Source organism: Myroides sp. C6-3 (genome assembly GCF_050522425.1).
Taxonomy (GTDB): domain Bacteria; phylum Bacteroidota; class Bacteroidia; order Flavobacteriales; family Flavobacteriaceae; genus Flavobacterium.
The window spans coordinates 1-19756 of record NZ_JBMVQP010000007.1 but is presented as its reverse complement, the minus strand read 5'-3'; the positions used below and the strand labels follow the sequence as shown (position 1 = coordinate 19756).

The window sequence follows — 19756 nt, the reverse complement described above, 5'->3', positions numbered from 1 at the left end:
CTAATTTACAACAATCTATTCAATTCAAAAAACACATTTTTGACTTGAAGCTTGTTTTTTATTTGATGATTGTATTTCCCATGCAACAGCAGCATGGAAAATTTTTTAGCTGCAATTTTCGAAACTCTACACATTTTGCCTTAACTTTAAATATTCTTTATTTAAAATCTATTTTCAAATGAAAAAATTACTCTTTATTCTTTGTGTAACCTTGGGAATGGCTAGCTGTAATCAAAAAGTAGCTCCTCCTCAAACGGTAAGTGTGAACGATCAGTTCTCTATGGAAATACCAGCTACTTTAGCGGTAATGACGGATCTGTATCCCGATGCGGCTATTCAGTATGGAAATACCTTTAAACAAGTTTACATCATCGCTAAAGAATCTCCTAAAACAGCAGATGAATCTTTTGCTGCTTTTACACAAAAAGCATTGGCAACGTATGCCAATAGACCCGATTATGAAATCACAAAAGAAGACGACGTCAGAATTAATGGACTAGCAGGGAAAATTTATAAAATATCCATGTCACAAGAAGGCAACTTCATGTTTATGATTCAAACTGTAATCGAAGGAAAAAAAGGCAACTATGAGATCATCGGTTGGACTATAGGACAAAACAAAGACTATCAAGGTGACGAATTGATGAATATTATTTCGACCTTCAAAGAAATCTAATTCTCTTTTTATTCCCCTACTCATAGAGGATGACGGCTGTGTTATCCTCTTTTTTTGTTTGAACGGCACTCTTTTTTCATCGTAAAAGCAAGTGTTTATTTTAAGATAAATTTTACGCTACTCGTTTTTTTCTCCCAAAAGACATCTATTTAAATAGAAAAAACAACAAAATATGCGCCCTTAGTTCAAAAAAAACTGTATTTATAACATTTTAACATTCAGTATTTTAATAAGCTATTGTATATTCATTTTTGTATTGTACATTTGGAGAAACAAAATAGCGAATAACATGAAAAAAATTTTATTATCAGTAGCAGTAGTAGCTGCTCTTTCATTAGCATCATGTGGAAATAAGAATGCTGATAAAGCAACAACTACAACTGAACAAGAAGTAGCAGTGGAACAAGGAGATAAATACGCTGTTAACTTAACAGAGAGTAATGTAACTTGGAAAGTAGGACACAAAGGAGGATTAAACCCTCGTTTTGGTACATTAGCTTTATCTACTGGTGACATTGCAATCGATGCTACTGGATTAAATGCAGGTGCTTATACTATTGACATGAACTCTATCCAAGTTGATCGTGCTTCTGTTGATGCTGATGAGGACATCGAAAAATTAGGAGGACACTTAAAAAGTCCTGATTTCTTTGACGTAGAGAAAAACCCTACAGTTGATTTCAAAATCACTAAAGTTGAAGATTTTGATGCTGCAAAACACACAAGTACAATCGAAGGTGCAAACAAAATTGTAAGTGGTAACTTGACAATTTTAGGAAAAACAGTAAACATTACTTTCCCTGCTAAAGTAACTGTAGAAAACGGAAAAGCGGTTATGGATGCTTCATTCATCGCTGATCGTACAGAATGGGGATTAGTATTCGGAACTACAGATAAAGAATCTGGAGCTGCTCTTAACCCTGCTGATTGGGCAATTAGTAAAGATATGGAAATTGGAATCCATTTAGTTGCTGATAAAGTAAACGAATAATAAAGTTTAAATACTATACAAGGAGGATACCCCTAGGGTTTATCCTCCTTTTTTTATGCTGTTTACTTTGGGGTTTATCGTGCTTTTACTTCCCCTTACCAAAATAATTCAATAATTTTGTTTCGCTTAACCAACATCCCCTTTGCGGGTTTATTTAGAAGAGAATGACACATTTAGACGTATTAATTATCGGAGGAGGGCCTATAGGAATTGCCTGTGGGATCGAAGCAAAAAAAGCAGGATTATCCTATCTTATTATCGAAAAAGGTTGTTTGGTAAATTCACTGTACCATTATCCGATCAATATGCAATTCTTTTCCACTTCAGAGCTATTAGAACTTGATCATATTCCATTCATTAGCGCCGAAACAAAACCTAGACGCAAAGAAGCCTTAGAATATTACAGACGAGTATCACATCTACACAATTTGTCAATTCACTTGTTTGAAAAAGTACTTGAAGTCAACAAACAACCTCAAGGTCATTTTGCTATAGAAAGTTCTAAAGGTCATTATACTGCCAAACACGTCATTGTAGCCACTGGTTTTTACGATTTTCCTAATTTACTTCAGATCCCAGGAGAAGATCTACCGAAAGTATCACACTACTACAATGATCCACACTATTACGCTAACATGAATGTCGTTGTAGTTGGAGCAAGTAATTCATCCGTAGATGCAGCTCTTGAATGTTATCGAAAAGGCGCAAACGTTACGTTAGTTGTAAGAGACAAAGAGATTAGTTCTCATGTCAAATATTGGGAGAAACCCGATATTGAAAATCGCATTGCAGAGGGAGCTATACAAGTGTATTTCAACAGCAACCTAACAAATATAAGTCCTACTACTGTTACCTTAGAACAAAAAGGAAAATCAATTCAAATTGCCAATGATTTTGTCCTTGCCCTAACGGGATACCGTCCTGATTTTGATTTTTTACGTCGATTGGGGATCACTACGCAAAACGACAGGGAACAATTACCTACGTTCAATCCTGAAACAATGGAAACCAATATTGAAAAGCTATACTTAGCGGGTGTAGTTTGTGGCGGATTAAATACGCATACTTGGTTTATTGAGAACTCAAGAATTCACGCTAAACACATTGTAGAGCACATCACTCGTCAATCCTCAATACGCAACTAAGCTTGACAGTTTTCGCATATTCCTTTGGCTACCACTTCAATTTCACTTAGTTGAAATCCGACTGGAATATCCATCGTGGGAATCGCTACTTGAGTAAGGCAGATCGTTTTTTTACATTGATTGCAAACAAAATGCACATGAGTATCTCTGTGACTATCTGCAGAACACTTGGAGGAGCACAACGCATATTGCGTTACATTGTTTGCTGTTATACTGTGGAGTAACCCTTTACTTTCAAACGTTTTAACGGTGCGATAAATCGTCACGCGATCTGATTGATCAAAGCTATTTTCAATATCCGCCAAAGACACAGCACCTTGTTGTTGCTTCAAAAATTTAAGCACTAAAATCCGCATTGCAGTGGGTTTTATGTTTTTGGCTACTAACTCTTCTTCAATATTCTTCATTTTCCATCCCTTTTAATAAACTCAAAGGTAAGCATTGTTCCTCAATTCCTTCAACTACAAAAAAAGGAATTAATTGTCTTTTATACTTATTTCAAGTTCACCTTTCCTTCTCTGTTATCTGATATTCAACTGCTTCTACTGGACTATCAATTTGAAGCCCTGTGAAATAATCACTGAAGTTCAAGAAAAAATGCAACAAATAGCCTCTTCATTTCATTTGCTTTTAGATTTTGATGATTTTTATCGCAAAAACTATAAATAAAACATATATTTATTTTTTTAGATCTCGTTCTGACAAAAAAGAAAAAAAGAATAGAATAGAGGTATGATTCTTGCGGAATAAAACCATTGAAACTCTCTTACCGAAAACAAGATCTATGACGAAATAAATTCAAACAACAATAAATTTTAAACAAATGCAAAAAATTATCGGAAGTATTCTTATTGTAGCAGGTACTACAATAGGCGCAGGAATGTTAGCAATGCCCATTATATCGGCTAATGTTGGTTTTTTATTTATGTCATTGATCTTATTCTGTATTTGGTTTGCTATGTTTTATACTTCCGTTCTCCTAGTAAACGTCTATCAATACAACCCTACCTCTGCTGGTTTTAACACACTCACCTTAAAATATTTAGGAAAACCAGGTGCCTTTATTACCGGCTTGAGTATGTTGACATTGATGTATGCTTTAGTCAGTGCCTATATTGCGGGTGGAGGAGATATCTTAAGAACGAATCTCGAGCAAATATTACACATTAAAGTGGCACCTCAACTCAGTTCGGTCCTCTTTACCCTTATTTTTGGGGGCATTATTGCTTTTGGTACTAAAGCAGTCGATTACAGTACAAAAGTGATTTTCTCTACTAAAATCCTTTGTCTTTGCTTAGTATTAGGGCTATTGTTGCCTCATATTGAAATGGCCTATTTAAGTTATTTACCACAAAGTCCTCTTCCTGTACTAGCGACAATACCCATCATTTTCACTTCATTCGGTTTTAGTGTGGTCATCCCTAGTTTAGTTAAATACTTGGATGGAAATTTACGCCAGCTCAAGTGGGTCTTTTTTATTGGGAGCATCATCCCTTTACTTTTGTATCTAATCTGGGAACTTACGATTCTAGGAAATATTGAGAGTAGTGTATTCAGTGAGATTTTAAAAAACAATGCAGGATTGGAAGGTTTACTTCTCTCTATCAAGGAGATCAACAATTCGAGATTCATCAAAATAGCCTTTACTATTTTTGCTGCAGCAGCTATCTTAACCTCTTTTTGGGGTGTAGCCTTAGCTTTAAATGATTACATCAAAGATTTAGCAAAAGATCGCCCTAAAATCAAGCACAACATCAGTGCATTCGTTTTGACTTTCTTACCGCCTATCCTCTTTGCTTTATTCTACCCTGATGGATTTGTTATTGCATTGGGATATGCTTCTATTTCCTTAGTGGTATTAGCTTTAATTATTCCCATGTTGATGTTACAAAGAGCAAAGAAAAGAGCAGGTGAAAAGACATCCTTTCTTCACTATACGATTTATGGATTCCTATGGATCTTATCCATCTTAATTGTGGTTTTACAGCTTTTATTAGCGTTTGAAATCCTCCCTTCTTAAGGGTCGAGACAAATAAAAAAGGAGTTGGGGATTGACCTACTCCTTTTTTATTTCTTTTATTTCGACAACAAATAGCGTATCACATTTTCTGCAGCGTGCAAGCCAAACAAGGCTGGCATCCAGCTGTTCGTTCCGAAAAACGACTTTTTAAAATTAGATCCATCTGTCATTTTCAAGCTACTTTCATCTGGTTTTTCTGTTGAAAAGATGGCTTTTACACCAGAAGAGATTCCTTCTTTTTTCAAGCGTTTTCTAATTTGTTTCGCCAACGGACATACATCTGTTTTACTAATATCTTTGACAACGATTTTAGAAGCCTGCATCTTTCCACCTGCTCCCATCGCGCTAATTACTTTTATACGTTTGCGCTTAGCCGCTAAAATCAAATTAATTTTAGGTGTAATACTATCAATACAGTCCAACACATAGTCATACTCTTCCGTCACTACTTCATGCGTGCGTTCAGGAGATAAAAACTCTTGCATACGCGTTAGCTTTAATTCCGGATTAATATCCATTAGACGATCACCAACCACGTGTACTTTCGCCCTATCTATTGTTGAATGTAGAGCGGGCAATTGTCTATTTATGTTTGTAATATCTACTGTATCCCCATCTACGATTGTCATGGTTCCCACACCTGCACGCGCCAAAAATTCAGCGGCAAAGGATCCAACTCCACCTAATCCTACAACTAATACATTAGCGTTTTTCAATTTTTCTAGTCCTTCTTCTTTAAAAAGCAAGGCTGCTCTTTCTTGCCAAATAGCCATTCTATTTCTCGTTATTAATCACCTTACAGGCTCTAAATTAGTATTCTATCTTAAATATGCGTTTAAAATTAGACGCTACAATTTGCTCAATATTGGGGTGACATTCTGCTGCCTTAGCATAGATTACTCCAATTGAAAGGGTTTGATCATCATCGGTTTCCAAAAAAATGTATTGCTCTGGTACTGAAGCTAACGTATCTTGTAAACGTTTACTGTGCAACAAAGCACGACCAAAAGACAAATGAAATCCATTTTTCCACAAACTTTCTGCAACCTGTTGATGTTTATTAAACCCGTGAACAAGTAAAGGAACGGTTAAGTTCAATTGCTTCTTCAGCGCAATAATTTCCTGATAAGCAGAAACGACGTGCAAAATTACAGCTTTTTTATTTTTTTCTGCAAGAAGTAATTGACGAACCAATACTTCTTTTTGTAAAGCGAACGGAACAGCTATTTTCTTATCAAGCCCACACTCTCCTAATGCCAAACAATTCGCTTGTTGAAGATGAGTTTCGATAAAGTCTAGTTGTTCCTCAAGTAACTCTTCTTTAATATACCACGGATGAATACCCAACGAAAAATAAGGAATAGACCAATCTACCTTAGACAAATCTTGGTTAACAAGCGCTAACGTATCAGCTTCCTTGTGCAGATAGTGGGTGTGTATATTGTACTTCATGAGAGCGAAGATAAAAAAAAAGGTCTTTGATTCGTATACGCGAACCAAAGACCTTTACTATAAAATTGCGAGTTTATTCTTTTAAACCAGCTAAACTTTGTTCAATTGTAGCGATCTTAGCCAAAGCATCTGCTTCTTTTTTCTTCTCACTAGCTACGACTTGTTCAGGCGCACCACTTACGAACTTTTCGTTCGATAGTTTACCTTGTACGGATTTCAAGAAACCTTTTAAGTATTTCAACTCTTCTTCTAATTTCTCAATTTCTTCCTCAATATTAACGTTGCCTTCCATTGGAATAAAATACTCGTTGGATTTTACTCGGTAAGAAAGAGCGCCGCTTACTTGCTCCGTCACGTATTCCATACTTGCCACGTTCCCCATTTTTGAGATTACGCTATCAAAATAAGTTGACACTTGCTCCTTATTGATAATCTTAAGATCGATTGCATCTTTGAAAGAGATATTTTTATCTTTTCGGATGGTGCGAATACCCGCGATCACCTCCATGGTAAAATCAAACTCTTTAATTAAATTCTCATCAAAAGCTTTTGTCTCAGGCCAAGAAGAAATTACCAACGCTTGCTCTGCTGTACGCGCATTGATATGTTGCCAGATTTCTTCCGTCAAGAAAGGCATAAAAGGATGTAACAATTTCAAGTTTTCTTCCAACAGCTCAATTACTTTTTTGTATGTAACAGCATCAATTGGTTGTTGATATCCTGGTTTAATCATTTCTAAGAACCAAGAACAAAAATCATCCCACACTAACTTATAGATCGCCATCAAGGCATCTGAAATTCTGTATTTAGCGAAATGATCTTCAATTTCCACTAGTGTTTGTTGCAACTTCGCTTCATACCAAGCCAAAGAAACTTTTGCTGTTTCTGGTTGTTCTAAAGTTTCAGAAACTTCCCATCCTTTGATTAAACGGAAGGCATTCCACACTTTATTGGTAAACGCTTTTCCTTGTGCACATAACTCTTCGTCAAAAAGAATATCATTACCCGCAGAAGCAGACAACAACAAGCCAACGCGAACTCCATCTGCACCAAATTTATCGATTAACCCTAAAGCATCTGGTGAATTCCCCAAAGACTTAGACATCTTACGACGTTGTTTATCACGTACAATTCCCGTAAAGTAAACATTCGTAAAAGGCTGAACTCCAGTATACTCATAACCAGCCATGATCATACGTGCTACCCAGAAGAAAATAATATCCGGACCAGTAACTAGATCATTAGTTGGATAGTAGTATTTAAATTCTTCATTTTCAGGATCGATTAATCCGTTGAATACAGACATTGGCCACAACCAAGAAGAGAACCACGTGTCTAACGCATCTTCATCTTGTTTTAAATCCGCTATCGTTACCTCTGACTTTCCTGTTTTTGCTTTTACTAATTCCAGTGCAGCTTCTTTTGTTTCTGCCACCACGAAATCTTCTTTTCCATCCCCATAATAGAAAGCTGGTATTTGGTGTCCCCACCACAACTGACGAGAAATATTCCAATCGCGGATATTTTCCAACCAACTTCTGTAGGTACTGTTGTAGCGACTCGGATACAATTTTACATCTTCCGTTGTCATTACAGCATCTAAAGCAGGTTTTGCCAACTCTTCCATTTTCAAAAACCACTGATCCGATAGACGAGGTTCAATTACCGCTTTCGTACGCTCAGAAGTTCCCACATTATTCAGGTAGTTTTCTACTTTGTCTAAAGCACCGATAGCCGCTAATTCAGCTTCAATTTCCTTGCGAACCACAAAGCGATCTTTACCTTTATAGTGTAATCCCAAATCATTTAACGTTGCATCCTCATTGAAAATATCGATGATTTCCAAATTGTGACGTTCCCCTAAATCTTTATCATTTACATCGTGTGCAGGCGTTACTTTCAAACATCCTGTTCCGAATTCCATATCTACATACTCGTCGAAGATAATAGGAACCACGCGGTTACAAATAGGTACAATTGCCTTTTTACCTTTCAAATGTTGGTAACGCTCATCATTGGGATTGATACAAATTGCTGAATCTCCTAGAATCGTTTCAGGACGAGTTGTTGCAATAGTCAAATAATCCGAAGTACCTTCGATTTGATATTTTACGTGATATAGTTTTCCTTGGCGCTCTTCATAGATTACCTCTTCGTCCGATAGGGTTGTTTTCGCTTCAGGATCCCAGTTCACCATGCGATAACCGCGATAAATCAATCCTTTGTTATACAAATCAACAAATAACTTAATTACTTGTTGTGACATTTCAGGATCCATCGTAAACCTTGTACGATCCCAGTCACAAGAAGCTCCTAGTTTTTTTAGCTGATCTAAAATCACACCGCCATACTCTTCTTTCCACTCCCAAGCGTGTTTTAGAAATTCTTCTCTAGTTAAGTCGTTTTTATTGATTCCCTGCTCTCTCAATTTAGCGACGACTTTGGCTTCAGTTGCAATAGATGCGTGATCCGTCCCAGGGACCCAACATGCGTTTAGTCCTCTTAAACGTGCGCGACGTATTAATACATCTTGAATTGTAATATTCAACATATGCCCCATGTGCAATACTCCAGTTACGTTTGGAGGAGGTATTACAATGGTGTACGGCTGTCTTTCATCTGGTACAGATCGGAAAAAATTATTCTCCATCCAATACTGATACCATTTTTGCTCTACTTGCTTTGCGTCAAATTGTGCAGGAATTACCATTATTCTATAATTTAATTATTAAAAAAAAGAAAAAAACGCTATGCGTCGAGGATAATAAATGAATTTTTCTATTCTCAATACCTATAGTTTTTTTATCTTTGTATTGTACAAAAGTAATTATTACTCGTCAATTATAAAAGTATATCTCAAATCGAATATGCGAAAAAAATTTGCGAGTTTTATAAAAGTTTCTAATTTTACAAAACAACAAAAAGTTATAGTAATGAAAAAATTAATAGCAGTATTTGCATTAGTCTTATCTAGTGCCTTGACATTCGCTCAAAATGGTCCAAAAATTCAGTTCGCAGCTGAGAATAACACCATCGATTACGGAACAGTAGTTAGAGGGAATGACGATGGATTACGTACATTCGAATTCACAAACACAGGAGATCAACCGTTAGTTATTACTAATGTGCGCTCAACATGTGGATGTACAGTTCCTTCAAAACCTACAGAGCCAATCATGCCAGGTAAAAAAGGAAAAATCGATGTAAAGTACAACATGAGCATCGGTAGAATTAGCCGTACCATCACAGTGGAATCAAACGCAGTAAACTACGAAAACGGTACAGTGCCTTTGAGAATTAAAGGTGAAGTTGTAGACAAATAAATCTACTCAACATAAAAAAAGCCACGCAATGCGTGGCTTTTTTTATGTCTTTATATCCTAAAACTAGTTACCTTTCCATTACCAACTTTGTCAACCCATCCCTTCCTTATTGAATTTCACCTATTACCGGTATAAGTAACCTCTCCTTTCACTTCAACTTGAGCTCTTTACCCTTAATATTGAAAGATACCACCTTCTTTATGAAGATAAGTCGCTGTTACAATGGATACACTATTTTCTGCACTAGAAGAAGATACTACAACAGAGCTAAAAAAACTGATATTATTCAACTAATTGAATCAAAAACTACTTTCTAAACTCTTGATTATTAGTAATGGCTTGCGTAAAAAACTCAACTCCTTTTACTTCCACTTTTGCATCAAATCCTCTAATGTGCTTGGCATGGTGAATATCAGAGCCTACGAAGTCAATTAAGCCATTAGACAAAAGAAAATTGGCTGCTTCTAGTACATGTTTACCATAGTATCCCGTTACAGAGAGTAAATTCATTTGAAAATGACATCCCGCTTTTTTAAGCTTCTTATACATGGCTGTATTCTGATGATAAAAATTATAGCGCTCTGGGTGAGCCAATACAATATCATAGCCATTGGATTTCAACTGAAACAGAATATCCATCAGTTGAATGGGTGGATTCATGTAAGACATTTCCACCAAAACGTACTTATTTTTTAAAGTCAAGAGGTCTTTATTCTCAATATGAGGTAACAAGCTTTCGTCCATCATATACTCAGAAGCTACTCTAAGTGCGATATCCGATGCTTCTTGTGGCAGTTCTTCTTGTACTTTTTGGTACTGATTTAAAATTCCTTCTCTTGTATTTTCCCAAACTAAAGGTGTCGTATGAGGAGTAGCAATCGCTTGCTTGAATCCTAAATCTCGCATGGATGTAATAATCATGCGGGTATCGTCAATCGTCTGAGCACCGTCGTCGATTCCGTAAATTAAATGAGAGTGTATATCCACATAATCATCCGGGATCAAATCTTTTAAAATGGGTTTAGATTTAAAAAAAGAAAACATAGTCTACTATTTATTCTTCCCTCTATTTTGTAAAACAGTTTTAAATTCTAAAAATAAAGTTGCTAGAGTTAATAGATACAAAGGTAATGTTATTATTAATTTTTCTGAATAAAAATTCAAAACAAAGTAGATAATTAACAATATTACAACAACAATAGCTAATTTTGACTTAATATTACTCAACCTTTTAACAAATGGAATAAATATAAGCAAAGGATTACATAAAAACACCACATTATTTAATAGTATTTCTCTATGTAGAGAATAAAACCCTACTAGTATAAAAAACAATCCCAAAACCCCCATAAGGACAAAATACACGGATCGAACGGTTTTATTAAGGCATAGAACGAGCAAAAGAAGCGTCATTACCGAGGCAAACCAATAGGTATTCCACCAAACATAAGCGGTTTTAGGTTGCGATTGAAAGACGGTTAGTTCTTCTTTTACCAAAGGTTGAGTTCCATTCATTGAGTGCGACAATCCTGATTGAAATTTATCTGGCAAGAACAAAAGCGTTGATGGATGATCTACTTTATAGCCAAAAATGAGATTAATTCCCAATTTTTCAAAATAGCGGTCCTTTAGGTAGGTGTTTAAAATTGATCGATACGTTGCTGTGTTACCTTCTATTGTTGTTTCTACGGGTGTTGGTAAAACTTCATTAAGCACATCCACGACCTTAGTTGTACAGTTTTGATCTATAAATTTATAGATATAAAAGCGTTTATCTTCAGCCAAAGATTCATTTAGTTTTTGCCAAATACGCTGTGTTTGTTCCTGCGACAGATTCAGTTCTTGTTCCACAACAGAGCGATTATCATACGCATAGTTCATCACAAAACTCCTGTAATCTTCATAATCAACGAAATAAAGTAAATCACCTTTAACGAATTTTGCATAAAAATTGGGGGTTCTAAAATTGAACAATCCATAATTATACACGCGATCTATTCCTTCCGCAGGGTCATACACTCGAATAGCAGTATGACCAAAAAGAGCGTATAATTGATCTCCTGTTCCACAGGTTAAGACGCTGATTTGTGCCTTATCCGATAAGGTGCGTTGAGTGGCATAACCAAAACTTACTTGTAAGGCAAAAAAAGCAACAAGTAAGGCAACTATTTTTTTCATGTTTTTTATTTTCTAAAAATTCCTAAATCTAGTTTTAATGAAAATACGTTGGAATAAATAGCAGCACTTTGGTCTCCTATATCCGTCAAAGCATAATCAACTTGTATTCCTTTATAGTGAAAACCAACACCAATATTGGGTTGAAATTCTATTTTTTCGGTATTGTCCATTTGTCTATTGTTTTGGAAGTTTCCTACACCACCCCGTACAAAGACCAAATTAGCATATCCAAACTCCACACCTAAAGAAGGAGTCATACTCATCGAACCGCTAGAGATCATTGCATTGGTTTCAGCAAATTCGACGTGAAGAGCAAATGCAGCTAATAGATTTAAATCGCGGGTAAGTTGCATATTCTTAGACACCCCCATTTGTAATTTAGGCAAAGTAATCTCCGTCGTTTCCGGTAGTTCTTGATTCATTCCTTCAATGGCACCTTGTACTTTACTGTACTCCTTTTTATTGATACTCCACATGTTGTATGTGGTAGTAATATCCCTTGCCATTACACCAAACATCCACTCGGATTTAGTTTTATATTGCACACCGGCATCAAAGCCAAAGCCCCATGAGTTTGCAAACTTTCCGATCACTCGTCTGACTACTTTTGCATTAACCCCGTAGGTAAGTCCTTCAATAGGAGTTTTACGAGCATAAGAAAGTACAAAAGCATAATCTGCGGCAGAGAACAAACTAATGCGGTTATAATCGATATTTCCATGCTGATCAATCAGCTCCGTTGTATTCATAATATCATCCACCCCAAAGCGAATGACAGAAAACCCCAATGCGCTTTTTTCATCCAAAGGCATAGCAAAGGCTCCGTAATCATATTGAGCAATATTAGCGAAATAACTGGCGTGCATTAAAGCCACTTGCTGCTCTTCCAATCGCATCAATCCTGCGGGATTCCAATAGACAGAATTCACATCTGACGTTGATGCAACTACACTATTCGCCATCCCCATAGACACAGCATCTACCCCAATATTTAAAAATTCATTGGAATATTTTCTCGCTTTTTGACCGTAAGAGGCAAATCCGACGCAAAGTAGTACTGTACATAATGTTAGCTTTTTCACAAACCTCCTTTTACTATTTATACAAAGCTGTAAAAATAGTAAAAAACTAAAAGGCGATGAAGATATTATTATTTGTAAGTTTATGATACCTTTGTCTAAGGATAATAACATCTGTTTTTATCCCAGGGACAAAAACTCAAATAAGATCTACATGAAAAAACACATTCCAAATTTCATTACTTTATTAAACCTCGCTTCAGGGTTAATAGCTTGTATCTATGCCTTTGACGACAATATCCACATGGCCTTTTTATGGGTGTGTATCGGTATTTTCTTTGACTATTGGGACGGATTTTTGGCTCGCATTCTCCATGTAAAAAGTGAATTAGGACTTCAATTGGATTCTCTAGCAGATATGGTAACGAGTGGTGTTGTACCTGGACTTATCATCTACAAACAGTTAGCAAACATCCAAGAGACACAAGGTCCATACAACCTAACACCTGAAACATACTACATGGCTATTGTTCCGTATTTAGGTTTTCTAATCACCCTAGGTGCTGCCTATCGTTTAGCTAAATTTAATATTGATACGAGACAAACAGACTCTTTTATCGGGTTACCCACTCCAGGAAATGCATTATTCATTCTGAGTTTACCTTTAATTGTAAGCACTACAGATTCTGAAGCGATTATTTCTTTTTTGAGTAATCCCTATGTATTAGTTATCATTAGTGTATTGAGTGCTTATATTATGAACGCTGAATTACCGTTATTTTCGCTAAAAATTAACCCTAAAAACATCGAAGCTTATAAACTGCAATTAGGCTTTGTATTAGTTTCGGTTATCCTGTTAATTTCCTTGCACTACTTAGCAATTCCAATTATCATTTTGCTTTACATTTTACTTTCAATAGTTAAAAATGTAACTGCAAAAAAAGAAATAGCATAACACAAAAAAGGTCAGCAAATGCTGACCTTTTTTATGTTATGTCACTATATCTAAGAGAAAACCAATCACAAAAATAAGAATTTGAAAGGTTAGTACCTTAGCAAATAGCTGAGTAAACCTTTCCAATAACTACTTCTCGTTCCTCCGTAAACCTTACCAATAGCCCAACTCACATAAAAGAACAAAATGAGGAAGAGTTTAAAAAACTTAGCTGTAAAAAAAGTAACCTTTCGGTTACTTCTTTTTTACTAAAGGATGATTTAATCCCTTTACGTTATTGTTGATCACTTCATATGTTTTTAAATGCTTAAACATTTCGGTTAGGTTTCTAAAACCATAATCACGCGAGTCAAAACTTGGATCTAATTTTCTTAGGTTATTTCCCACAGTTGAAATGTACGCTTCTACTTCTTCATCTACAGACATATCAAAGGCACGATCAATGAGGCGCATCTCTTTTTTAGTAATCGTACGCGTGTCGTTCTCTTCCTCTTCATCAATCACCTGTTTCTTTTCCTGATTAACCGTTTTTCCTTCTTTTACAGGTTTAGGCATTAGCGTTTCACAATATGTAAAAATCTCACACGATTGCACAAATGCATTAGGCGTCTTCTTCTCTCCTATCCCCATCACAAAGATTCCTTCTTCTCGAATTCGCTTAGCTAATCCGGTATAATCACTATCACTTGAAACAATGCAGAATCCATCGACCATCTTGGCGTGTAAAATATCCATTGCATCAATAATAAGCGAACTATCCGTAGAGTTTTTCCCTGAGGTATAATTAAACTTTTGAATAGGTGAAAAAGACAAATCATTTAAGAGATCTTTCCAGCTGTTCATTTGTGGAGTTGTCCAATCGCCATAAATACGACGGATAGTTACCTTTCCATATTTTGAAACCTCTGCTAATATATTTTCTAATAATTTAGCTTGTGCGTTATCTCCATCAACGAGTATCGCTATATTGTTATTATTTTTTTCCATTTTTTATTTCATATTCTTACTCAAGTAGGGAAAATACGAAAAAAAAGTTCGAAAACAGCGATTTTAATTTTTTTTTAGCACTATTAAAGCGTTTGTTTTTGCACTACCCACTTACCTACTTTAGGAGCTTCATAGGCTTGCATTTGCTGTAGTAAATCATCGATATCATCTGATACAATAACCATGTTTTTATTTTCTTCTTTAAGAAATCCCTGATGAACCATCATATCCATCATTTGCAACAACGGATTATAAAAACCATCTACATTGAACAAAGCAATGGGTTTTTTATGCAACCCCAATTGTCCCCAGGTCAATACTTCAAAAAACTCTTCTAAGGTACCATATCCTCCAGGTAATGCAATGATTCCATCAGATAGTTCATCCATCTTTGCTTTGCGTTCGTGCATCGTATCAACAAAAAACAAAGAGGTTAACCCTTGATGTCCCAATTCTACATCAGCTAAGAAATGAGGCAACACCCCAATTACTTCTCCGCCATTTGCCAATGCTCCATCGGCTATAGCTCCCATTAACCCAACTTTGGCACCACCATAAACCACTCCTATATTGCGTTGGGCTAACGCCATTCCTAAGGCTGTCGCACTTTGCCTATACTCAGGCTTACTCCCAGCACTTGAACCGCAAAAAACAGTATACTTCATAAAATTTATATTTTTTCTAAATAACACATAACTAATTGATAATCAAAATAATAAAATAAAAAACTTTGTTTATTTACTTTTTTTTATTTTGTTGATGTAACAAAAGTAACGATTCTCAGTCTATTAGATTAGACAAAAAAACTTAATTCAACTAATCAAATGAATTCAAAACTATCTTTATTGTTTTTCCTACTCTCTCTATGTGGTGTTTACGCCCAGGGGTCAGTAAAACTAACGGGACGTGTACTTGATAAAAACCTCAAGGAAGCCGTTCCATACGCTACGATTACGCTTAAAAAAGGTGATGCTGTTATTACGGGTGGAATGACTGCCGATAACGGTACTTTTACCATTACAGCAACTGCTGATACTTATGATTTAGACGTTCAATTTATTGGTTACAAACCGTATCACAAGGAAATTGCACTTAAATCAGCGACTGATCTAGGTACTATTTACTTAGAACCGGAATCAACAACTTTAGCTGATGTGACCATTGTTGCAGAGCGATCTACAATTGAGCAAAAAATTGACCGAAAAGTAATTACCATGGGTAAAGACTTAACCACAGTAGGAGCTACTGCTTCGGACATTATGAATAATATTCCTTCGGTAAACGTAGATAAAGACGGTAAAATCTCTTTAAGAGGAAACGAAAATGTTCGAATCTTATTGGATGGAAGACCTACTAATATGTCTGCAGAGCAATTGTTAAAGCAGATTCCATCTACGTCAATCAAAAGCATTGAATTAATCACGAATCCGAGTGCAAAATACAACCCTGAAGGAATGTCGGGAATCATCAATATCGTTTTACACAAAAATACAGCGGATGGATTTAACGGTTCTGTTGACAGTGGTGTTACAATTGCAAAAAACATTCAATCCACGACTTCACTCAACCTAAACTACAGACAAGGAAAATTAAACTTCTTTGGTAATGCAAGTTATTCTGACGGAAAATCAACAAATAATGGCGATATGTTTCGCGAAGACTTATTGTCGCCTACAACGATTGATATGTTGAATAAAAACAAAAACATTCTGTATAAAGTAGGTGTTGATTATTATATTAACGACAACAATACACTTTCGTTTTATACGAATCAAAGTACAAACAAAAGCGATATGGGGTTGAAAACGTCAACGATTTACCCTGATCAATCCTTTGATAATATTTTCCAAAACACAGACTACAACAACAAAAATACATTTAGCACCTATAATTTAGCGTACAAACACTTATTCGCGAAAAAAGGACACACGCTTGATGTTGAAGTAAACCACAACATCAACAAGTCGGAAATGGACGGAGATTACCTAACAAAGTTAGGAACGGCTAGTGATTTGTTGTATCAAGATGGCAATGATGATAAAAATACATTATCGACCGTAAACATTGATTATGTTAATCCGTTAAACGACCACACTAAATTAGAATTAGGGGCTGAGGCTAGAATTTCTAGAGCGGATAATAATTTCAATTCCAACAATCCTTTGATTCCTGCAAATCAAATGGCCATTGCCAATACATACGACCAAGATATTTTCTCTGCTTATGCTACTTTTGGTCAAACACTAGGTAAATTCAACTACCAGATTGGCACGAGAGTTGAGAGTTATAAAGTAGACTCTAAACTAGATGGTACTTCTACGTTTAAAGACGATTATGTTACGCTTTATCCTTCTGTTTATTTAGGATATAACTTAACAGAAAGCGATATGTTCAACGTGAGTTACAGCCGTCGTGTAGATCGACCTGGAGTAAGACAAACCAATCCAGTTCGTCAGTTCTCTACGCCTTTAATGACAATGGTTGGAAACCCAGAATTGAAGCCTCAGTTTACAAACTCCGTAGAGTTAAACTATACGCGTTTATTTGCTAAAAGAAGTAGCATTACGGCGGGAGTTTATTATAGACGTATCAATCACGAGATCAATCACGTAATTTACGACGATCCAGAAAACGACAATCCAAATGCATTGCTAATGACATTTGACAACTATAAGTCAAACGATGCGTATGGTTTCGAAGTTTCAGCCAACATTATTGTTACCCCTTGGTGGGATATGCAACCTGCTCTTGACTTTTCTAGCATTAAACAAACGGGATTTGTTTCACAACTAGATGCAACAGGAGCAATGCAAACTGTATTGAGAGACATCACAGCTAATGCATTCAATGCGCGTTTAAACAGTAACTTCAAGGCAACTAAAAACTTGCGTTTTAACTTGTTTGGATTCTACAGAGGTGCAGTAGATGGAATTACTTCAGATGCAAAAGAAATGTACAAGATTGACGCTGGAGCTCGTTATGCTTTACTAAATAACAAATTGGGCATTAGCGTTCGATTTAACGACATTTTCAACACTATGTCTTACAAATACGAAACTAAATATCCTTATCCTTCAAGAGGTGAATTCACTTGGGAAAGTCAATCTGTATACGTTGGTGTAAACTATACCTTTGGCGGTGGAAAAGGACGATCATTACAAAGAAAGTATAGAGATACCAACACGAAACAAAGTGGTGGATCAGGAGGATTATTCTAAATCTATACCGAGACTTCAATTATTGCTAAAAAGGATACCTGAAAAGGTGTCCTTTTTTTGTTCGTTGTTCGTTGTTCGTTGTTTGTTGTCACGAAAGTCACTAACCTTCATCCATTCACAACAAAGGCGAAAGCAGACGTAAAAAGCTATTTTTTAAACGATGCCACTTCGAGCGTTTATTCCAGCGATCTAATTCTAGCTTAATTGCATTTTTACAATCTTCTTCAAACATTGCTCGCATCTGGCTAGCAAAATCCATATCGTAGAGTACCACATTTACTTCAAAATTGAGATCAAAACTACGATGATCTAAGTTGCAAGTACCTACTGAGCTAATACCTGAATCAATCACCCACGTTTTAGCGTGAATAAATCCTTTTTTATACAAGTAAATTTCAACACCAGATTCTAACAATTCTTGAAAATACGATTCAGAAGCCAACTTCACCGTAAGGGAATCTGTAATACCAGGCAACAACAACTTCACTTTCTTTCCGCTTAGTACAGCCATCTTAATAGCCAATTGTAGCGATTCATCTGGGATATAGTAGGGTGTTGTGATACAAATTTCGCGATCAGCGGCTTGAATGGCTTGTAATACGCTAAAAAGAATAGAAGGCACATCCGAGTCGGGTCCAGAAGCAATCACTTGTAGTGGAAGCGTTTCTTGTTTCCCCATATTTATTTTAGGAAAATAATCAGCGGAGAAGTTGATATTCTCTTTGCTGCAGAAATTCCAATCCGTTAAAAACACATGTTGTAATCCATAAGCTCCACTCCCTTCAATGCGAATATGCGTATCACGCCAAAAGAAGTCGCTTTCTCCTTTTCTGCCATTGTCGTAGCGATCGGAAATATTGATTCCTCCCGTATAGGCAATTTGCCCATCCACGAGGACAATTTTACGGTGATTGCGGTAATTTAATCGGTTAGCTAAGGCTAACAGTATAATTTTATTAAACGCAAAAGCTTGAACACCATTTGCACGTAGATCTCTTACAATATTTTTGCGTATACTTCTACTGCCAAAATCATCGTAGATGAAACGTACCTCTACCCCTTCTTTCGCTTTTTGTATGAGCACTTCGGCAATTTCTTTTCCGATCTCATTATTTTCATAGATGTAATACTCCAGGTGAATATGATGTTTGGCTGCTTTGAGGTCTTCCAATAAACGAGGAAAGAACGCTTCGCCATTTTGTAGGAGTTCCACGTGATTATCGATCAACAAAGGACCTTCTCCAACAATGGGATTAGATAATAGGTTAACAAAAGATCGGTGTTTATCTACAATGGGATGCCCTTGTTGTTTGAGATCTAAATGGATTTCCTTCATTCGCTTAGTAAAGCGATCCGCATAATTATCGTTGGCGATTAATTTTTTAGAATACATTTTTCTTCTGCGATAATTAATCCCAAAAGAGAAATAAAAAACAATACCGAAAACGGGTACAAAGAAAACGAGTAATAGATAGGCTAAGGTTTTGGAAATAGAATCCGTATCATAGATAATTCGGATGGAAACGAGAATTGCAATGATAAAATAGACTAATTCCCAATAAATAACCCATTCTGATTCGAAAAGCAATGCTATCATAATTTGAAATATTTCGCCATGGTATAATGTGAATTGCCATTTAAACGAGATCTAAATTTACGCATTCTTTAAATAGGAAAGAATATAAATAAAAAAAGCTTCCTATTTAGATAGGAAGCTTTTGAGCCGATGGAGGGACTCGAACCCACGACCTGCTGATTACAAATCAGCTGCTCTAGCCAACTGAGCTACACC

The 19756-nt window shown here is 36.0% G+C and carries 17 protein-coding genes; 7 read left to right on the top strand and 10 right to left on the bottom strand.

Annotation, left to right across the window (positions count from 1 at the left end; genetic code table 11):
• The first annotated feature begins 178 nt into the window (after positions 1-178).
• The 3 genes from ACPDG9_RS04485 (at position 179) to ACPDG9_RS04475 (ending at position 2812) form a co-directional block, all read left to right on the top strand.
• The gene (locus ACPDG9_RS04485) at positions 179-676 is read left to right on the top strand and encodes a hypothetical protein (RefSeq protein ID WP_430526567.1); all 498 of its coding nucleotides are present in this window, start codon (positions 179-181) and stop codon (positions 674-676) included.
• Positions 677-965: 289 nt separating this feature from the next.
• Positions 966-1667, top strand: a complete 702-nt coding sequence (locus tag ACPDG9_RS04480) for a YceI family protein (protein ID WP_430526566.1) — start codon at positions 966-968, stop codon at positions 1665-1667.
• Positions 1668-1831: 164 nt separating this feature from the next.
• Complete coding sequence (locus ACPDG9_RS04475) at positions 1832-2812, top strand: YpdA family putative bacillithiol disulfide reductase (protein WP_430526565.1); 981 nt, start codon at positions 1832-1834, stop codon at positions 2810-2812.
• Here ACPDG9_RS04475 and ACPDG9_RS04470 read toward each other — a convergent pair.
• The gene (locus ACPDG9_RS04470; RefSeq protein WP_430526564.1) at positions 2809-3219 is read right to left on the bottom strand and encodes a Fur family transcriptional regulator; all 411 of its coding nucleotides are present in this window, start codon (positions 3217-3219) and stop codon (positions 2809-2811) included. The two genes, ACPDG9_RS04475 and ACPDG9_RS04470, sit on opposite strands and share 4 nt — an antisense overlap.
• A gap of 416 nt (positions 3220-3635) precedes the next feature.
• Between ACPDG9_RS04470 and ACPDG9_RS04465 the strand changes: the two genes are divergently transcribed.
• On the top strand, positions 3636-4832 hold the full coding sequence (locus tag ACPDG9_RS04465) for an aromatic amino acid transport family protein (protein WP_430526563.1): 1197 nt from the start codon (positions 3636-3638) through the stop codon (positions 4830-4832).
• A gap of 56 nt (positions 4833-4888) precedes the next feature.
• On the opposite strand, the gene ACPDG9_RS04460 is transcribed toward ACPDG9_RS04465, so the two are convergent.
• From ACPDG9_RS04460 to ACPDG9_RS04450, 3 genes are all read right to left on the bottom strand, one after another.
• Positions 4889-5605: a tRNA threonylcarbamoyladenosine dehydratase gene (locus ACPDG9_RS04460; protein ID WP_430526562.1), complete on the bottom strand. Its 717-nt coding sequence runs from the start codon at positions 5603-5605 to the stop codon at positions 4889-4891.
• Between the two features lie 37 nt (positions 5606-5642).
• A complete protein-coding gene (locus ACPDG9_RS04455) occupies positions 5643-6284 on the bottom strand; it encodes a TatD family hydrolase (protein ID WP_430526561.1) in 642 nt (213 codons plus the stop codon).
• 73 nt (positions 6285-6357) lie between these two features.
• A complete protein-coding gene (locus ACPDG9_RS04450; protein WP_430526560.1) occupies positions 6358-8994 on the bottom strand; it encodes a valine--tRNA ligase in 2637 nt (878 codons plus the stop codon).
• A 223-nt stretch (positions 8995-9217) separates the two neighbouring features.
• Between ACPDG9_RS04450 and ACPDG9_RS04445 the strand changes: the two genes are divergently transcribed.
• Positions 9218-9607: a DUF1573 domain-containing protein gene (locus ACPDG9_RS04445; RefSeq protein WP_430526559.1), complete on the top strand. Its 390-nt coding sequence runs from the start codon at positions 9218-9220 to the stop codon at positions 9605-9607.
• 306 nt (positions 9608-9913) lie between these two features.
• Here ACPDG9_RS04445 and ACPDG9_RS04440 read toward each other — a convergent pair whose 3' ends face one another.
• From ACPDG9_RS04440 to ACPDG9_RS04430, 3 genes are read right to left on the bottom strand one after another with little or no spacing between them, the layout of a single operon-like run.
• The gene (locus tag ACPDG9_RS04440) at positions 9914-10651 is read right to left on the bottom strand and encodes a tyrosine-protein phosphatase (protein WP_430526558.1); all 738 of its coding nucleotides are present in this window, start codon (positions 10649-10651) and stop codon (positions 9914-9916) included.
• A gap of 6 nt (positions 10652-10657) precedes the next feature.
• Positions 10658-11785 carry a DUF4105 domain-containing protein gene (locus ACPDG9_RS04435; RefSeq protein WP_430526557.1) on the bottom strand — a complete coding sequence of 376 codons (1128 nt, stop codon included), beginning with the start codon at positions 11783-11785 and terminating at the stop codon, positions 10658-10660.
• 5 nt (positions 11786-11790) lie between these two features.
• On the bottom strand, positions 11791-12867 hold the full coding sequence (locus ACPDG9_RS04430) for a PorV/PorQ family protein (protein WP_430526556.1): 1077 nt from the start codon (positions 12865-12867) through the stop codon (positions 11791-11793).
• A 151-nt stretch (positions 12868-13018) separates the two neighbouring features.
• Between ACPDG9_RS04430 and ACPDG9_RS04425 the strand changes: the two genes are divergently transcribed.
• Positions 13019-13759: a CDP-alcohol phosphatidyltransferase family protein gene (locus ACPDG9_RS04425; protein WP_430526555.1), complete on the top strand. Its 741-nt coding sequence runs from the start codon at positions 13019-13021 to the stop codon at positions 13757-13759.
• A gap of 234 nt (positions 13760-13993) precedes the next feature.
• Here the strand turns inward: ACPDG9_RS04425 and ACPDG9_RS04420 are convergent, their stop codons facing one another.
• Together ACPDG9_RS04420 and ACPDG9_RS04415 are read right to left on the bottom strand one after the other, a co-directional pair.
• The gene (locus ACPDG9_RS04420) at positions 13994-14746 is read right to left on the bottom strand and encodes an NYN domain-containing protein (RefSeq protein WP_430526554.1); all 753 of its coding nucleotides are present in this window, start codon (positions 14744-14746) and stop codon (positions 13994-13996) included.
• Between the two features lie 83 nt (positions 14747-14829).
• Entirely contained in the window at positions 14830-15411 is a 582-nt protein-coding gene (locus tag ACPDG9_RS04415; protein ID WP_430526553.1) for a TIGR00730 family Rossman fold protein, read from the bottom strand.
• 159 nt (positions 15412-15570) lie between these two features.
• Between ACPDG9_RS04415 and ACPDG9_RS04410 the strand changes: the two genes are divergently transcribed.
• A complete protein-coding gene (locus tag ACPDG9_RS04410) occupies positions 15571-17964 on the top strand; it encodes a TonB-dependent receptor domain-containing protein (protein ID WP_430526552.1) in 2394 nt (797 codons plus the stop codon).
• Between the two features lie 115 nt (positions 17965-18079).
• Here ACPDG9_RS04410 and cls read toward each other — a convergent pair whose 3' ends face one another.
• Positions 18080-19561 (bottom strand): cardiolipin synthase, encoded by a 1482-nt coding sequence (gene cls / locus ACPDG9_RS04405; RefSeq protein WP_430526551.1) that lies wholly within the window; start codon positions 19559-19561, stop codon positions 18080-18082.
• Between the last annotated feature and the right edge of the window lie 195 nt (positions 19562-19756).